The 15533-nt window shown below is 73.0% G+C and carries 17 protein-coding genes; 10 read left to right on the forward strand and 7 right to left on the reverse strand.

Annotation, left to right across the window (positions count from 1 at the left end):
• The first annotated feature begins 77 nt into the window (after window positions 1–77).
• The 3 genes from ABZV93_RS14940 (at window position 78) to dapB (ending at window position 4472) form a co-directional block, all read left to right on the forward strand.
• The gene (locus ABZV93_RS14940) at window positions 78–2285 is read left to right on the forward strand and encodes a polyribonucleotide nucleotidyltransferase (RefSeq protein WP_354935304.1); all 2208 of its coding nucleotides are present in this window, start codon (window positions 78–80) and stop codon (window positions 2283–2285) included.
• An 83-nt stretch (window positions 2286–2368) separates the two neighbouring features.
• The gene (locus tag ABZV93_RS14945; RefSeq protein ID WP_354935307.1) at window positions 2369–3670 is read left to right on the forward strand and encodes a pitrilysin family protein; all 1302 of its coding nucleotides are present in this window, start codon (window positions 2369–2371) and stop codon (window positions 3668–3670) included.
• A gap of 55 nt (window positions 3671–3725) precedes the next feature.
• Entirely contained in the window at window positions 3726–4472 is a 747-nt protein-coding gene (dapB, locus tag ABZV93_RS14950) for a 4-hydroxy-tetrahydrodipicolinate reductase (RefSeq protein WP_354935310.1), read from the forward strand.
• Window positions 4473–4522: 50 nt separating this feature from the next.
• Here dapB and ABZV93_RS14955 read toward each other — a convergent pair whose 3' ends face one another.
• The 5 genes from ABZV93_RS14955 to ABZV93_RS14975 form a co-directional block, all read right to left on the reverse strand.
• Complete coding sequence (locus ABZV93_RS14955) at window positions 4523–5416, reverse strand: phytanoyl-CoA dioxygenase family protein (protein WP_354935313.1); 894 nt, start codon at window positions 5414–5416, stop codon at window positions 4523–4525.
• A gap of 156 nt (window positions 5417–5572) precedes the next feature.
• Window positions 5573–5878, reverse strand: a complete 306-nt coding sequence (locus ABZV93_RS14960; protein ID WP_354935316.1) for an AzlD domain-containing protein — start codon at window positions 5876–5878, stop codon at window positions 5573–5575.
• Window positions 5875–6660, reverse strand: coding sequence for an AzlC family ABC transporter permease (locus tag ABZV93_RS14965; protein ID WP_354935319.1), 786 nt, complete (start codon window positions 6658–6660; stop codon window positions 5875–5877). The genes ABZV93_RS14960 and ABZV93_RS14965 overlap by 4 nt, the downstream gene beginning before the upstream one ends.
• A 2-nt stretch (window positions 6661–6662) precedes the next feature.
• Window positions 6663–7220 (reverse strand): GNAT family N-acetyltransferase, encoded by a 558-nt coding sequence (locus ABZV93_RS14970; protein WP_354935322.1) that lies wholly within the window; start codon window positions 7218–7220, stop codon window positions 6663–6665.
• Window positions 7217–7846 carry a CGNR zinc finger domain-containing protein gene (locus ABZV93_RS14975; RefSeq protein WP_354935325.1) on the reverse strand — a complete coding sequence of 210 codons (630 nt, stop codon included), beginning with the start codon at window positions 7844–7846 and terminating at the stop codon, window positions 7217–7219. The genes ABZV93_RS14970 and ABZV93_RS14975 overlap by 4 nt, the downstream gene beginning before the upstream one ends.
• Before the next feature lie 212 nt (window positions 7847–8058).
• Between ABZV93_RS14975 and paaA the strand changes: the two genes are divergently transcribed.
• From paaA to ABZV93_RS15010, 7 genes are all read left to right on the forward strand, one after another.
• Entirely contained in the window at window positions 8059–9063 is a 1005-nt protein-coding gene (gene paaA / locus ABZV93_RS14980; protein ID WP_354935328.1) for a 1,2-phenylacetyl-CoA epoxidase subunit PaaA, read from the forward strand.
• Complete coding sequence (gene paaB, locus ABZV93_RS14985) at window positions 9060–9386, forward strand: 1,2-phenylacetyl-CoA epoxidase subunit PaaB (protein ID WP_354935331.1); 327 nt, start codon at window positions 9060–9062, stop codon at window positions 9384–9386. Before paaA ends, paaB begins: the two co-directional genes overlap by 4 nt.
• Window positions 9383–10201: a 1,2-phenylacetyl-CoA epoxidase subunit PaaC gene (gene paaC, locus ABZV93_RS14990; protein WP_354935334.1), complete on the forward strand. Its 819-nt coding sequence runs from the start codon at window positions 9383–9385 to the stop codon at window positions 10199–10201. The genes paaB and paaC overlap by 4 nt, the downstream gene beginning before the upstream one ends.
• A complete protein-coding gene (paaD, locus tag ABZV93_RS14995) occupies window positions 10201–10710 on the forward strand; it encodes a 1,2-phenylacetyl-CoA epoxidase subunit PaaD (protein ID WP_354935337.1) in 510 nt (169 codons plus the stop codon). The genes paaC and paaD overlap by 1 nt, the downstream gene beginning before the upstream one ends.
• Window positions 10707–11855, forward strand: coding sequence for a 1,2-phenylacetyl-CoA epoxidase subunit PaaE (paaE, locus tag ABZV93_RS15000; protein ID WP_354935340.1), 1149 nt, complete (start codon window positions 10707–10709; stop codon window positions 11853–11855). The genes paaD and paaE overlap by 4 nt, the downstream gene beginning before the upstream one ends.
• Window positions 11856–11948: 93 nt before the next feature.
• On the forward strand, window positions 11949–13172 hold the full coding sequence (locus ABZV93_RS15005; protein WP_354935342.1) for a cysteine desulfurase-like protein: 1224 nt from the start codon (window positions 11949–11951) through the stop codon (window positions 13170–13172).
• A 201-nt stretch (window positions 13173–13373) separates the two neighbouring features.
• The gene (locus tag ABZV93_RS15010) at window positions 13374–13715 is read left to right on the forward strand and encodes a protease inhibitor I42 family protein (RefSeq protein ID WP_354935344.1); all 342 of its coding nucleotides are present in this window, start codon (window positions 13374–13376) and stop codon (window positions 13713–13715) included.
• Window positions 13716–13851: 136 nt separating this feature from the next.
• On the opposite strand, the gene ABZV93_RS15015 is transcribed toward ABZV93_RS15010, so the two are convergent.
• Window positions 13852–14292 (reverse strand): hypothetical protein, encoded by a 441-nt coding sequence (locus ABZV93_RS15015; RefSeq protein WP_354935346.1) that lies wholly within the window; start codon window positions 14290–14292, stop codon window positions 13852–13854.
• A gap of 10 nt (window positions 14293–14302) precedes the next feature.
• A complete protein-coding gene (locus ABZV93_RS15020; RefSeq protein WP_354935349.1) occupies window positions 14303–15466 on the reverse strand; it encodes a C1 family peptidase in 1164 nt (387 codons plus the stop codon).
• Window positions 15467–15533 lie beyond the last annotated feature (67 nt).

Raw genomic sequence — 15533 nt, forward strand, 5'->3', positions numbered from 1 at the left:
CGATCGAAGACCGGCACATCCTGTACCCCACGCACCCCGCGGCAGATCGCTCCCCGATGTCATGAGGAGGGAGCCCCGTGGAGGGTCCCGGAATTCACACCGCCGAAGCCGTCATCGACAACGGCCGCTTCGGCACCCGAACGGTCCGGTTCGAGACCGGACGCCTGGCCCGCCAGGCAAACGGGTCCGTCGTCGCCTATCTCGACGAGGACACCATGGTGCTGTCGACCACGACGGCCGGCAAGCACCCGAAGGAACAGTTCGACTTCTTCCCGCTGACGGTCGACGTCGAGGAGCGGGCGTACGCCGCCGGCAAGATCCCCGGCTCGGTGTTCCGCCGCGAGGGCCGGCCCAGCGAGGACGCGATCCTCACCTGCCGGCTGATCGACCGCCCGCTGCGCCCGTCGTTCGTCAAGGGCCTGCGCAACGAGGTCCAGGTCGTCGTCACCGTTCTGTCGCTCAACCCCGACGTGCTGTACGACGTGCTCGCGATCAACGCCGCGGCCTCGTCGACGCAGATCGCCGGCCTGCCCTTCACGGGCCCGATCGGCGGCGTCCGCGTCGCGCTGATCGACGGCCAGTGGGTCGCCTTCCCGCGGCGCTCCGAGCTGGAGAACGCCGTGTTCGACATGGTGGTCGCCGGCCGCGCGCTCGACGACGGTGACGTGGCGATCATGATGGTCGAGGCGGAGTCCACCGACCAGACCTGGGACCTCGTCCAGGGCGGCGTCCAGGCGCCGACCGAGGAGGTCGTCGCCGAGGGGCTGGAGGCCGCCAAGGGCTTCATCCGCACCATGTGCCAGGCGCAGAACGAGCTCGCCGCGAAGGCCGCCAAGCCGACCGCCGAGTTCCCCGTCTTCCGCGACTACGAGGACGACGTGCTCGAGGCGCTGTCCAGCGCGGTGCGCGGTGAGCTGGCCGAGGCCCTCACCATCGCCGACAAGGCCACCCGCGAGTCCCGCCTGGACGAGGTGAAGAGACTCGCGCTGGAGCGGATCGGCGCCGACTTCGAGGGCCGCGAGAAGGAGATCAGCGCGGCGTTCCGGTCGCTGACCAAGACCCTGGTGCGCGAGCGGGTGCTCCGCGACAAGGTCCGCATCGACGGCCGCGGCCTCGCCGACATCCGTCCGCTGTCGGCGGAGATCGGTGTCGTCCCCCGCGTGCACGGCTCGGCGCTGTTCGAGCGCGGCGAGACGCAGATCCTCGGCGTCACCACGCTCAACATGCTGTCGCTGGAGCGGCGCATCGGTCTGACCCTCGCCGAGGACACGACCAAGCGCTACATGCACAACTACAACATGCCGCCGTACTCCACCGGCGAGACCGGCCGCGTCGGCTCCCCGAAGCGGCGCGAGATCGGGCACGGCGCGCTCGCCGAGCGGGCGATCAACCCGGTGCTGCCCAGCCGCGAGGACTTCCCGTACGCCATCCGCCAGGTGTCGGAGGCGCTCGGCTCCAACGGCTCGACCTCGATGGGCTCGGTGTGTGCGTCGTCGCTGGCGCTGCTCAGCGCCGGTGTCCCGCTGCGCGCGCAGGTGGCCGGCATCGCGATGGGCCTGATCAGCGACGAGGTGGACGGCCAGACGCAGTTCGTCACGCTGACCGACATCCTCGGCGCCGAGGACGCGTTCGGCGACATGGACTTCAAGGTCGCCGGCACCCGTGAGTTCGTCACCGCCCTGCAGCTGGACACCAAGCTGACCGGTATCCCCGCGTCGGTGCTCGCGTCCGCCCTGCAGCAGGCGCGCGAGGCGCGGTTCACGATCCTCACCCTGATGGAGAAGACCATCGGAGCGCCCGGCGACATGTCGCCGTACGCCCCGCGGATCATCACCATGAAGATCCCGGTCGACAAGATCGGCGAGGTGATCGGGCCGAAGGGCAAGGTCATCAACCAGATCCAGGACGACACCGGCGCCGACATCGCCATCGAGGACGACGGGACCATCTTCATCGGTGCCGCCGACGGTCCCTCCGCGGAGGCCGCTCGCGCGGTCATCGCCGGGATCGCCACGCCGACGATGCCCGAGGTCGGCGAGCGCTACCTCGGCACGGTGGTGAAGACCACCAACTTCGGTGCGTTCATCTCGCTGGTTCCCGGCAAGGACGGCCTGCTGCACATCTCCAAGCTGCGGGCACTGTCCGGCGGCAAGCGGGTCGAGAACGTCGAGGACGTCGTGAAGGTCGGCGACAAGCTCCAGGTGGAGATCGGGGAGATCGACGACCGGGGCAAGCTGTCCCTGGTGCCGGTGGTCGAGGACGCCGAGAAGTCCGCCGACAAGTGAGCCCACGACTGGCACGGCTGGCTGCGGGGAGCCAGCCGTCGGGCTCGACTCGGACCCTCCTGAAGGAGGGCGACGGCGGGGTCGTGCGGCGCACGGTCCTGCCGGGTGGGCTGCGGATCATCACCGAGGCCATGCCGCAGGTTCGTTCGGTGAGCTTCGGGATCTGGGCGAGCGTCGGCTCGCGCGACGAGACCCCGGCGCTCGCCGGCGCCAGCCACTACCTCGAACACCTGCTGTTCAAGGGAACCCGGCGCCGGGACGCGATGGAGATCTCCTCCGCCCTGGACACCGTCGGTGGTGAGATGAACGCGTTCACCACCAAGGAGTACACCTGCTACTACGCGCGGGTGCTGGACGCCGACCTGCCGCTGGCGGTGGACGTCATCTGCGACATGGTGACCTCGTCCCTGGTCACCGCGGCCGACGTGGACAGCGAGCGTGGCGTGATCCTGGAGGAGATCGCCATGCACGACGACGACCCCTCCGACGCGGTGCACGACCTGTTCGCCGAGGAGTTGTGGGGTGACTCGCCGCTCGGCCGGCCGATCCTCGGTACCACGGAGTCGATCGAGGCGCTGACCCGGCGCCAGGTGCACGGCTACTACCGTCGCCGCTACCGCCCGGAGTCCCTGGTGGTGGCGGTCGCCGGCAACGTCGAGCACCGTGCCGTGGTGCGCCTGGTGACGCAGGCGTTCGAACGCGCCGGCCGGCTCAACGGCCAGGTCAGCGAGCCGACGCCGCCACGGTCGGGCAACCCGGCCAGGGCGATGGCCGCAGCGTCCGCGGCAGCCGCGGCTGCCCGGGGCTCGGTCCGGCTGGCTCACCGGCCCACCGAACAGGCCAATCTCGTGCTGGGCGTTCCGGGCGTGCCGCGCTCGGACCACCGGCGGTTCGTGCTGGGCGTCCTCAACGCGGCGTTCGGCGGCGGCATGTCCAGCCGGCTGTTCCAGGAGGTACGCGAGAAGCGCGGGCTGGCCTACGGCGTCTACTCGTTCGCGTCCCACTACGCCGACTCCGGCATGGTCGGCATCTACGCCGGATGCCTGCCGAGCAAGATCGACGAGGTGCTCGACATCTGCCGCGACGAGCTGGCGAAGGTCGTCTCCTCGGGGCTGACCGACGAGGAACTCGAGCGGGGCAAGGGACAGTTGCGGGGCTCGCTGGTGCTGGGTCTTGAGGACACCGGCTCCCGGATGGGCCGGCTGGCCAAGGCCGACCTGGTGTACGGCGAGCTGCTCAGCGTGGACGAGATCCTGCGCCGGATCGACGCGGTGACGCTGGACGACGTTCGGCACATCGCGAAGGAACTGCTGGAGGCGGCGCCGACGCTGGCCGTGGTCGGTCCGTTCGAGGACGCCGACCGGTTCGCGGGCGCGGTTCGCTGAGTGCCGTGGATGCCGCCGGTGGTTCGCCGCCGGCGGCGAAGGGGAGGAGTCGTACGTGGTGAAGGTTGCCGTACTCGGAGCCCGTGGCCGGATGGGCGCGGAGGCCTGCCGTGCGGTCGAGGCCGCCGACGGGCTCGACCTGGTGGCCGGGCTGGACGTCGACGACGAGCTGACCGACCTGCGCACCGCCGGCGCGGAGGTGGTGATCGACTTCACCCACCCCGACGCGGTGCTGGACAACCTGCGGTTCTGTGTGGGGAACGGCATCCACGCCGTGGTCGGCACCACCGGCTTCACACCGGAGCGGCTGGACCAGGTGCGCGGCTGGCTGGCCGACGCGCCCAAGGTCGGCGTACTGATCGCTCCCAACTTCTCCGTGGGTGCGGTGCTGATGATGCGGTTCGCCGAGCAGGCCGCGCGGTTCTTCCCCTCCGTGGAGGTGATCGAGCTGCACCACCCGCGCAAGGCGGACGCGCCGTCCGGCACGGCCTCACGGACCGCGGAGCTGATCGGCGCCGCCCGGCGCGAGGCCGGCCTGGGCGAGGTGCCGGACGCCACCACCCAGGAGGTGGACGGGGCGCGCGGGGCCAGGGTGGCCGACATACCTGTGCACAGCGTCCGGCTGTCCGGCCTGGTCGCGCACCAGGAGGTGCTCTTCGGCGGCGAGGACGAGACGCTGACGCTGCGGCACGACTCGATGGCCCGGACGTCGTTCATGCCGGGCGTGGTGCTCGGTGCCCGGACGGTGGGGGAGCGGCCCGGCCTCACGGTCGGGCTGGAGCACTATCTCGACCTGGACTGAGCCGTCCCCCCGGGTGTCACGGCGTCACAAGCGTCGCCGCGGCACACGCGTCACCGGCGCGCGCTGAGCCGGCGTTCCTCCTCGGCCTTCATCCGCTCCTGCCGGCGCACCCGCTCGGGGACGACGGCCTCCCGCGGCGCGGTGGGGGTGAACTCGTACCGATCCACGCCCAGGCCGCGCAGCACCGCCCGCTCCACCAGGGAGAAGTCGGCGGGGTCCTCGCGGTCGAAGCGCATCGGCTCGGCCAGGTGCACTGGCGGGTTGGTGATCAGCCGGGGCACGCGCAGCAGGTTCTGCGCCTTCGCGTGCAGGACGTACGGGTGGAGCAGGAACACGTCGCCGACCCGTCCGGTGGCCTCCACGAAGTTCTGGCACTGCCCGACCAGGCTCGGGGTGTCGAACTCCGTGGGCAGCACACCGCCCGGCCGCTCGGCGAGGTAGCGCGCCACCGGTCCCACCGAGTCCGCGGCCACGAACGTCGCACCGCCCCGGTGACGTACGTCCGACCACAACACCAGCGTCAGCAGGCCCTGCTCGGGTGAGTCGAGGAAGTGCCGGAAGAAGTCGCCGTCCTTGTGCCAGCCGGGAGCCGCGGCCGAGGCGGGCGTCCAGGGCCGGTCCTCGCCCTCCCACAGGTTGACGATGAAGCCGTCGCCCCAGGAGTACGGCTTGGCCACCCGGTCCTCGCCACCCAGCAGGTCGCAGGCGGCCTGCCAGGCCTTGGGGGCGAACTCGCGTACGTCGATCCGGCGGTGCGTCGGCATGTGGATCGAGGACTGTTCCCAGGTGGACTGGTCGTCCGGGTCGTACCCGAGCCGGGTCCACACCTGGTCGGTGTACTCCGCCGCGGCCTCGGGGGTGAAGCAGTCGTGGATGACCACGAAGCCCTGTTCGAGGAACGCCTGCGCCTGTTCGTCGGTGAGTACCTGATAGCCCGAAGCCATGAGAGTCCGTCCGTCGCGGTGATTCGTTCGTCTTGGTCCGCTTTCGACGCTAGGCGGGTGCGCGCCGGCCGGCTCGTACGTTCGCTCGCTGGTCTCGGTGCGCGAGACGGTTGTCCGCGCCTGGTCAGTGGGCGGCACCCGGCGGCGCGAACCCGGTCAGAACACCAGCCGCACCAGCGCCGCGGTGAGTGCCGCGAGCGCCACCACCACGATGAACGGCGCCCGCAGCAACAGCGCGACCACGGCGACCGCGACCCCGGCCAGCCGGGCGTCCACGACCAGCCGGGTGCCCGAGCTCAGGGTCTGCACACCGACCAGCGCGGCCAGCAGAGCGACCGGGAGCAGGGCCGCGGACCGTCGTACGGCCGGTTGGTCGAGCATCCGGCGGGGCACCGACACCCCGGCCAGCTTGAGCAGGTAGCAGCCGAGCGCGGTGGCCGCGACCGCGACCCAGAGTGTCACCGGCCCTCCTCGCCAGCCAGTCGCTCCGGCCAGGACTCCGGCGAGGACTCCGGCTCGGCCGGGGCGTCGGAGCGGCCCGGGCCGGCCGGCGTGGGCGACGCGGACCGCAGCCCGAAGGCGACCGCCACCGCACCCGCGGCGAGGACCGGAACCCCCGCGGGCACCAGTGGCACCAGCGCCACGGCGACCAGCGCACCGGCCGCCGCGACCGCCCGCGTCCGCGCGGTGGTCAGCTGCGGCCACAGCAGGGCGACGAACGCGGCCGGAGCGGCGGCGTCCAGCCCGTAGGTGCGCGGGTCACCGAGCGAGGCCCCGGCCACCGCGCCGAGCAGCGTCCCGGCGTTCCACAGCGTGAACAGGATCAGCGCGGTGTACCAGAAGCCGGCCCGGCCGAGCTCCGGCGAGCGCCGCCCGACCGCCATCGCGGTCGTTTCGTCGATGACGAAGTGCGCTCCGGCCAGCCGGCGGAGTCCGCGCAGCCGGAGCAGCTCGGTCAGCCGCAGGCCGTAGAACGTGTTCCGGGTGCCGAGCAGCAACGCCGCCAGCACGGCCGACAGACCTGCTCCGCCGGCGCCGACGATCCCGACGAACGCGAACTGCGACGCCCCGGTGAACGCGAGCAGGGACAGGGCGCAGGTCTGCCAGACGGACAGGCCACCGGCCACCCCGAGGGCGCCGAAGGAGATGCCGTACGCACCGGTGGCGATGCCGATGGCGGCCGCGTCGCGGACGACGGCGCGCCGGGTCTCCGGGACCGCCGATGCGGATCGGGACGGGGGCATCGTCAGTCGTCGACCAGGGCGGTGTGCAGGCGGACCTGCTTGGCGCGGACACTCCCGTCGCCGTACAGGTCGAGCTCGCGGTGGGCGCCGTCGGGACCCCAGCCGGCCTCGGTGAGGAACGTCCGCAGCACGTCGTCGGTGGACTGCAGCCAGATCAGCGCCCGGCGGAAGTTGTCCGCGACCAGGGTGTCGACGCAGGCCTGCAGCAGCCGGGACCCGTGGCCGTGCCGGGTCTGGGCGGGATCGACGTGGAACGCCGTGATCGTCCCGTCGGCGATCGGGTCGGCGTCGGGGTCCTCGGCCGGCCCGGTGGCGGCGAACCCGACCACCTGCTGGTGGTCGAGCGCGACCAGCAGCCGGTTCCGGGCGTCCGGCGGCGACGCCAGGGACCGCCGCCACTGCTCGGCGAAGGCCTCCTCGTCGAGCTGGTCGAGGACCTCGGCCGGGAGAAGATCGGCGTACGCCTGCCGCCAGGCCGCCACCTGGACCCGGGCGACCTCGGGGGCGTCGGCGGCCCACGCGATACGGACACTGGTGTCGGCGCTGGGCTGCTGGCTCATCCGTCCATCCTGTCAGCCGCCTTCTGGCGGGCGCGGTAGGCCCGGGTCTTCTGCCGGTTGCCGCAGGACCCCATCGAGCACCAGTGGCGGGAGCGGTTCTTGGAGGAGTCCAGGAAGGCCCACTCGCAGTCCGGTGCTGCGCACAGCTTCAGCCGCTGCCAGCTGCCCTCGGCCTGGGCGGTGGCGACCGCGGCGACCAGCGCGGCCAGGGCGGCGGGGACGCCCCGGCCGGCGGGGACGAGTGCCGGTGCGGTGCCGGTGAAGGTGACCCGCAGGGGGAGGCGGGCGGCGGCCCGGTCGAGCTCGGGTACGACGGCGGTGAGGTCGCCGTCGTGGTGCTGGCGCATCGCCTGCCGCAGCCCCGCGCGGAGCACGCGGGCCAGGGCGAGGTCGTCGTCCGTGGCTGCGACCGGGGAGGCCGTCGCGGCCGTCGAGGCCGTGGCAGCCGGGGAGGCCGGGGGCGGGGCGCCTTCCGCGGCGAGCAGGGCCTGGGAACGCAACCAGGCGGTGAGTGCCGCCGGGTCGGGCAGCCGCTCGGGTTCGGCGAGGTCGACGTCGTAGGTGTTGACGAACGCGGTCAGGAGCTCGGCGGGCGGCGGAACGCGGTCCGCGGGCGACTCGGTCACCGGCCCACCCCCTCGGCGCCCCTCGTGACGGGCCCGGCCCGGCTGCCGGACACCTCGACACCACCATAATCCGCACGCCGGTGCAGGCATTCCGCCCGGACCGGCCCGGTGCCCGTGATCGGCCCGCCGAGCAGCCTGTACCGGGAGCCTCGATATGACACCTTCCCGCCGAATCTGTGGGAACCCGTCACATCCGGCGGTACGCTGACCGCATGGTCGCCAGGGTCCGGACCGATGCCACCACGGGTGTCGACGCGACGGAGCGGCCCGACGGCGCGCCCGCGTTCGAGGCGCTGCTGGCCGCCGACGAGCGCATCGAGCCACGCGACGAGATGCCCGACGGCTACCGCCGTACCCTCGTCCGGCAGATCGCCCAGCACGCGCACTCGGAGATCATCGGCATGCAGCCGGAGGCCAACTGGATCTCCCGCGCGCCGAGCCTGCGCCGTAAGGCGATCCTGATGGCCAAGGTCCAGGACGAGGCCGGTCACGGGTTGTACCTCTACGCCGCCGCCGAGACGCTCGGCGTCGACCGCGCCGACCTGCTCGACCAGTTGCACACCGGACGGCAGAAGTACTCCTCGATCTTCAACTACCCCACCCTCACCTGGGCCGACGTCGGCGCCATCGGCTGGCTCGTGGACGGCGCGGCCATCACCAACCAGGTGCCGTTGTGCCGCTGCTCCTACGGCCCCTACGCGCGGGCGATGGTGCGCATCTGCAAGGAGGAGTCCTTCCACCAGCGGCAGGGCTTCGACCTGCTGCTGGCGCTGACCGGGGGGACCGAGCGGCAGCGGGCGATGGCGCAGGACGCGGTGGACCGGTGGTGGTATCCCAGCCTGGCGATGTTCGGTCCGCCGGACGCGGAGTCCACCCACGGCACGCAGTCGGCGGCCTGGGGGATCAAGCGGTTCTCCAACGACGAGTTACGGCAGCGGTTCGTCGACATGACGGTCCCGCAGGCGGAGGTGCTCGGCGTGCGGATTCCCGACCCGGACCTGCGGTGGAACGCCGAGCGCGGGCATCACGACTTCACCCAGCCCGACTACGCCGAACTCCTCCGGGTCATCAAGGGCGCCGGTCCCTGCAACGCTCAGCGGATGGCGCATCGGCGCCGGGCGCACGAGGACGGTGCGTGGGTACGCGAGGCGGCGAGCGCGTACGCCGGCAAGCACGCCGGGCGTACGAACGAGACGAACGGCGGGCCGGCGGCATGAGCGAGCACGGCGCCAGTGAGCACGGCGCGAGTGAGCACGGCCGGGCCGACTGGCCGCTGTGGGAGGTGTTCGTCCGGGCGCGGCGCGGGCTGTCCCACGTGCACGCCGGCAGCCTGCACGCACCCGACGCGGTGATGGCGCTGCGCAACGCCCGCGACCTCTACACCCGTAGGCAGGAAGGCGTGTCGATCTGGGTCGTCCCGGCGGCCGCGATCAGCGCCAGCAGCCCGGACGAGAAGGACGCGTTCTTCGACCCGGCAGCGGACAAGGCCTACCGCCATCCGACGTTCTACGACGTGCCGGAAGGGGCGCCGCACCTGTGACGGCACAGGGGAAGGCGCACGGGAAGACGCCCGGTGCTCCCGGCCCGGCCGGCGCGGTGGTGGACCCGCCGGTCGCCGTGTACGCCACCCGGCTGGGCGACGACGCGCTGATCCTCGCCCAGCGCCTCGGCGGCTGGATCACCAACGCGCCGCAGTTGGAGGAGGACGTCGCGCTGGCCAACCTCGGGCTGGACCTGCTGGGCCAGGCGCGGATGCTGCTGACCTACGCGGGGGAGCGGGAGGGGCTCGGCCGCGACGAGGACGACCTGGCCTACTCCCGGGACGAGCGCGGCTTCTGCAACGTCACGCTGGTGGAGCGGGCCGACGCCGACTTCGGTGAGGCGATGGCCCGGCTGCTGGTGTTCTCGGCGTACCAACTGCCGTTGTACCGCGGGCTGTCCGCGTCCACCGATCCCACGCTGGCCGCGATCGCGGGCAAGGCGGTCAAGGAGGTCGCCTACCACCGCGACCACGCCACCCAGTGGGTGTTGCGGCTCGGTGACGGGACGCCGGAGAGCCACCACCGGATGCAAGCCGGGATTGACAGTTTGTGGCCGCACGTCGACGAGCTGTTCGAGACCGACGACCTCGAACGCGCCCTGGTGGCGGACGGTGTCGCGGTCGACCGCCCCGCGCTGCGGACGGAGTGGGAGACGTACGTACGTGACGTGCTGACGCGCGCGACCCTGTCCGTGCCGGACCCCGCGGTCGCACCGGCCACCGGCGGACGGGCCGGCGTGCACACCGAGGCGATGGGCTATCTCCTGGCGGAGATGCAGCACCTGGTGCGTTCGCATCCGGGGGCGACGTGGTGATGGCGACCCGAGTGCTCGACCCGCAGACCGCCCGCGCCGCGGCCGCCGCCGTCGCCGACCCCGAGCTGCCGGTGCTGACCATCGCCGACCTCGGCATCCTGCGCGCGGTGAGGGTCGGGCAGGACGGTGTGGTGGAGGTGGAACTCACCCCGACGTACGCCGGATGCCCCGCCCTGGAAGCGATCGAGGCCGATGTCAAGGCCGCCTTGCATGCGGCCGGCGCCGGTGAGGTCCGCGTACGCCGGGTGCTGGCGCCGGCCTGGACCACCGACTGGATCACCGAAGGGGGGCGCGCCAAGCTCGCCACGGCCGGTATGGCACCGCCGTCCCCGGCGGGTCCGGGCGGCGGGCGCGGTTCCGCCCCGGTCGACCTGACGCTCACGGTGCGCTGCCCGCGCTGCGGTTCGGCGGACACCCGCGAGCTCAGCCGGTTCGGGCCCACCGCGTGCACGGCGTTGCGTACCTGCGCGTCCTGCCGGGAACCCTTCGAACACGTGAAGACGCTGTGAGCGCCCCACCCACGGACCCCGCGAGGGACCCGGCCGAGCCGCGGACCCGGCGCGGAGGCGTCCGGCGGCACGCCGTCGTCCACCAGCTGCGGGTGGCCCGGGTGGACCCGCTGACCGACGACGCGGTCGCGGTGACGTTCGAGGTGCCGCCCGAGCTCGCCGAGGACTACCGGTTCGTGCCGGGCCAGCACCTGAACGTCTCCACACCGCGCGCGGGCGACGACCTGCGCCGCAGCTACTCGATCTGCTCGCCGTGGAGTCAGCGGCCGCCGGCCCACCTCCGGATCGGGGTGAAGCGGGTGGCCGGCGGCGGCTTCTCGTCGTACGCGCTGACCGACCTGGCGGCAGGCGACGAGGTGGGCGTGATGACGCCGACCGGCAGGTTCACGGTCGTACCCGATCCGGCGGCGGCCCGGCACCTGGCGTTCGTGGCCGCGGGCAGCGGCATCACGCCGATCCTGTCCATGGTGGCCAGCGTGCTGGCGGGCGAGCCGGCCAGCAGGGTGACGCTGCTGTACGGCAACCGGACCAGCTCCTCGGTGATGTTCGTGGAGGAGCTCGCCGACCTCAAGGACCGCTATCCCGACCGGTTCCACCTGGTGCACGTGCTGTCCCGCGAGCTGCCCGAGATCGCCCTGCTGGGCGGGCGGCTGGACGCGGCGAAGCTGGGCGGCTTCCTGGACACGCTGCTGCCGGTGGAGTCGGTGGAGCAGTGGTACCTCTGCGGCCCGCTGGCCATGGTCGAGGAGATCCGCGCGTTGCTGCGCGAGCGCGGCGTACCTCGCGCCCGGGTGCACACCGAGCTGTTCCACGTCGGCGCACCGGTCACGGCCGAGCCGGTGGCCGCGGAGCCCGGCCCGGCGGGCGGCTGCGAGGTCGAGGTGGTGATGGACGGCCGGCGGTCGTCGTTCCGGCTGCCGACGCCGGGACCGCCGGTGCTGGAGGGCGTTCTGGGGGTACGCGGGGACGCGCCGTTCGCGTGCCGGGGCGGAGTCTGCGGCACCTGCCGAGCCCGCGTGCTCGAGGGCGGCGTACGGATGGACCGCTGCTACGCGCTCGAGCCGGAGGAGGTGGCCCGCGGGTACGTCCTCACCTGCCAGGCCCATCCGACCGGCGACCGCCTCGTGGTCGACTACGACGCCTGACGCCCGCGACCGGGTGAGGTCCCGGTGTGGAGCGGGTGCGGGAAATCGGGAGCGGGCGGGTCCGATCCGTCAGCACGCCGCTACGGTGGGTAGATGGCTTACGGCGCTCACGACGGCTACGACATCGACGGCATCCGCGCGGCCTACCCCGCGCTCGCGGACGGGCACGCCTTCCTCGACGGCGCGGGCGGCACCCAGGTGCCGCAGCCGGTGATCGACGCGATCGCCGACGCCTACCGCCAGGGGATCAGCAACGTCGGCGGGGCGTCGGTGACCAGCCGGCGGTCGGACGGCATCGTCGCCGAGTGCCGGCGCGCGGTGGCCGACCTCGTCGGCGGCGAACCCGACGGCGTTGTCCTCGGCCCGAGCATGACCGCGCTGACCTACCGGCTGGCCGACGCGCTGGCCCGGCAGTGGGGGCCGGGTGAGGAAGTGGTGGTGTCCCGGCTGGACCACGACGCCAACGTCCGGCCCTGGGTCCAGGCCGCCGAACGCGCCGGGGCCACGGTGCGCTGGGCGGACGTCGACGCGGCCACGGGTGAGCTGCCGGTCGAGCAGTACGACGACCTGCTCGGTGCCCGCACCCGCCTGGTGGCGGTCACCGGTGCGAGCAACCTCGTCGGCACCCGTCCCGACGTCGCCGCCATCGCGGCCCGGGCCCATGCGGTCGGGGCGCTGGTCTACGTCGACGGCGTGCACTCCACGCCGCACGCCGCCGTCGACGTCCGCGCGCTCGGCGCCGACTTCTACGCCACCAGCGCCTACAAGTGGTCCGGGCCGCACCTGGCCGCCGTGGTCGCCGACCCGGTTGCGCTGGACGGCGTGCGCCCGGACCGGCTGCTGCCCGCGCCGGAGGAGGCGCCCGGACGGTTCGAGCGGGGCACGCTGCCGTTCGCCGACCTGGCAGGTGCCGTCGCCGCCGTCGACCACCTGGCCTGCCTGGACGCCGGCGCCGCGGGTTCGCGGCGGGCGCGGCTGCTGGCGTCGATGGCCGCGGTCGAGGCGTACGAAACGGACCTGTTCGCCCACCTCCTCGGCTCCCTCGACGCGATGCCGCACGTGACGACCTACGGCAAGGCAGCCCGGCGTACTCCCACCGCCTACTTCACCGTCGCCGGCCACACACCGCGCGAGGTCGCCGAACACCTCGCGGACCTTCGGGTCAACGTCTCCAACGGCTCCAACTACGCCTGGGAGCTCGCCGCCGTGCTCGGCCTGCGCGACGACGGCGGCGCCGTCCGGGCCAGCCTGGCGCACTACACCGACCGGTCCGACGTCGACCGACTGCTCGAAGGCGTGGCCGGCATCCGGGCCTGACGGGAGACGAGTCGGGCATGATCCGTCCCTGATCAGGATCCGACCGAACGAGCCTGTTGATAACCCCCGCGCACGCCTGGCCAAGCACTATGGTGAGCGGCCAAAGGAACCAATTGACGTGTGCAGTTCGACGGCACCCGGCCGATCTGTGGCGTGGGCCAGCACCTGCCGAGCTGACTCATCCGACCTCGCAGTCAGGGGGTGGGCGCCATCGCCGAGATCGTGGTCACGAAGACCGGGACGTCGACCGTCGCGGCCGTCGGCGACGAGATCCTCGTGCAGTTGCCGGAGAACGCCACCACGGGCTACCAGTGGAGCGTCGAACGCGTGTCCGGGCCGTTGGAGGTGGTGTCGTCGGAGCTGGCGCTTCCCGGCGCAGGCCCCGGTGTGGCACCGGTCGGCGCGGGCGGGCAGCGGCTGGTCCGGCTCGCCGTCGTCGCCCCCGGACTGGGCGCGGCCGAGCTCGTCCTCAGCCGCTCGTGGGAGACGAGTTCGCTGGAACGCTTCGAGGTCGAGGTACGCGCCGAGCCCGCGAGCTCCTGACGCGGTCCACGACAGCACTGTGCCCCGGCCCTGTCCACCTGCGGCGTCCACGTGGCCTGAGCACCCGCCCGCCGTACGGCCCGACCACCGGGACCGGCCGGCGCGGCGGGTGCTCACCAGGGCATGTCCTGGCCGTTCACCACAGGTAGATCTGCCGGATCACTCCCTCCGCGTCCTCGCAGACGCTGACCGGCCGGCCGGTGCGGTGCGCCTGCGCGCCCAGGAACGCCAGCACCGTGCCGGCGTGCTCGTGCGCGCGGGGGAGCCGCCGCCAGCCGGGCCCGCGCAGGAACAGCCACGGCGTGCCCGGCCCCTCCGCCGGCCGGTACGCCTCGACGCGGACGTTCGCGTGCCAGTGCCCGCCCCGCCCGCCGGCCGGGGCGCCGGTCTGGGCGCCCCCGGTCGCGGCGGCCAGGTCGGCCTCGGTGACGTCGCCCGCCCGGCGCCGCGGCGGCGGCACCAGCGGGGGAGTGAACGACGGCTCGGGGCGGGTGCCCGGGGCGCTGACCGCCGAGGTCGCCGCCGTCCGTGGAACGGGAGCCCGTGCGGAGCTTCCTTCGGTGAAAGTGGTCGCCATGTGCAGATCCTCACGAAGGATGGAGCGAGGTGATGCGTCCGTCGTCCTCGAACAACCGGACCGGCCGCCCGAGGGCCTGGGACGTCGCGAGCTCCGCCAGCAGCGGGTGCTCCGACGCCATGTCGGCTCCGTCGAGGCTGAGCCAGCCGCGGTCGGCGCCGTACACCCACACGTGGGTGTCGTCCTCGCCCGCCCACAGGGCGAGGACCGTCATCTCCGGTAGCAGGGCGCGCAGGGTGACGCCGGTGATGCCGTAGACCTCGGCACCACCGGGACCGGGGTAGGACTCGATGTCGCACTCGCCGTAGCCGATCCGGAAGAATCCCTGCTCGCCCCAGCCGGTTCCCCAGCTGTTCTTGGCGATCCAGCACTGTTGGGCGTCGTCGTAGCCGACCAGTACGACGCAGTGACCGCCGGTCGCCGCACCGGACAGGTGCCGGTAGACACCCGACCGGTAGCTGAAGAAGTCCTGGTACACCACGAGGCACGCGATGACGGCGCCGTAGGTGCGCAGATGCTCCTTGATCGCACCCGGGCCGGCGCCGATCCGGGTGAAGCCGGTGACCCGCACCCGCCGGTCGAGCCAGCCGGGGTCCAGGCCCGCGTCGTCGGCGTCGTTCGGGGAGTACGGAAAGCAGTCCTCGAACGCCACGCCGTACTCCGTCACCGACGGCAGCAGCCGGCCCGGCCACCATCCGGTGTCCGCGCCCGCGCCGTCGGACCGGCCGTAACCGTGGAACGCGTGTGCCTCGGACAGATCCAGCGGCAGGTCGGGCATCCGCCTGGTGAACCGCGCGACGTGCTCGACGGCCGCGAGCGTCGCGAACGCCGCACAGCTGCCGCAGGGTCCCTGGTCCTTGACCGGAGTGGTGTAGTCGACGCCGCCCACGTCACGTAGGTCGAAGTGGCCCGCGTCGTCGGCGTCGCCGCCCGCTCCGGTCGGCCCGTCCCCGGAGCGCGGAGCCGGAGGGACGCGCGTCGCCGGCACGGTGCCCCGGCGCCCGCCCGGCCCGGCCCCGGCCGCACGGGGCCTCGGCAGCGGGACGCGAACCCGACCGGCGCGCTCGCTCTCCGACAGTGCCGTCATCGGGTTGCGCGCCATCTCCCAGGACGTGCCGGCTCCGGTCAGCATCCGATCGAGGTCGGTCAGGTCGAGGGGCTGGTGAACAGGCATGGTTCCCCCGTGGGCGTTTCCGTGGGCGGTCCGGTGGATCGGGGATTCCGGTCGCCTGCGGGTACGC

The organism is Actinopolymorpha sp. NPDC004070 (genome assembly GCF_040610475.1).
Lineage (GTDB): Bacteria > Actinomycetota > Actinomycetes > Propionibacteriales > Actinopolymorphaceae > Actinopolymorpha.

Coding starts and splice junctions, on each gene's coding strand:
- ABZV93_RS14955 (WP_354935313.1), bottom strand. CDS start 5,416: ATGGCTTCGGGCTATCAGGTACTCACCGACGAACAGGCGCAGGCGTTC.
- ABZV93_RS14965 (WP_354935319.1), bottom strand. CDS start 6,660: ATGCCCCCGTCCCGATCCGCATCGGCGGTCCCGGAGACCCGGCGCGCC.
- ABZV93_RS14970 (WP_354935322.1), bottom strand. CDS start 7,220: ATGAGCCAGCAGCCCAGCGCCGACACCAGTGTCCGTATCGCGTGGGCC.
- paaA (WP_354935328.1), top strand. CDS start 8,059: ATGGTCGCCAGGGTCCGGACCGATGCCACCACGGGTGTCGACGCGACG.
- paaB (WP_354935331.1), top strand. CDS start 9,060: ATGAGCGAGCACGGCGCCAGTGAGCACGGCGCGAGTGAGCACGGCCGG.
- paaD (WP_354935337.1), top strand. CDS start 10,201: ATGGCGACCCGAGTGCTCGACCCGCAGACCGCCCGCGCCGCGGCCGCC.
- ABZV93_RS15005 (WP_354935342.1), top strand. CDS start 11,949: ATGGCTTACGGCGCTCACGACGGCTACGACATCGACGGCATCCGCGCG.
- ABZV93_RS15015 (WP_354935346.1), bottom strand. CDS start 14,292: ATGGCGACCACTTTCACCGAAGGAAGCTCCGCACGGGCTCCCGTTCCA.
- ABZV93_RS15020 (WP_354935349.1), bottom strand. CDS start 15,466: ATGCCTGTTCACCAGCCCCTCGACCTGACCGACCTCGATCGGATGCTG.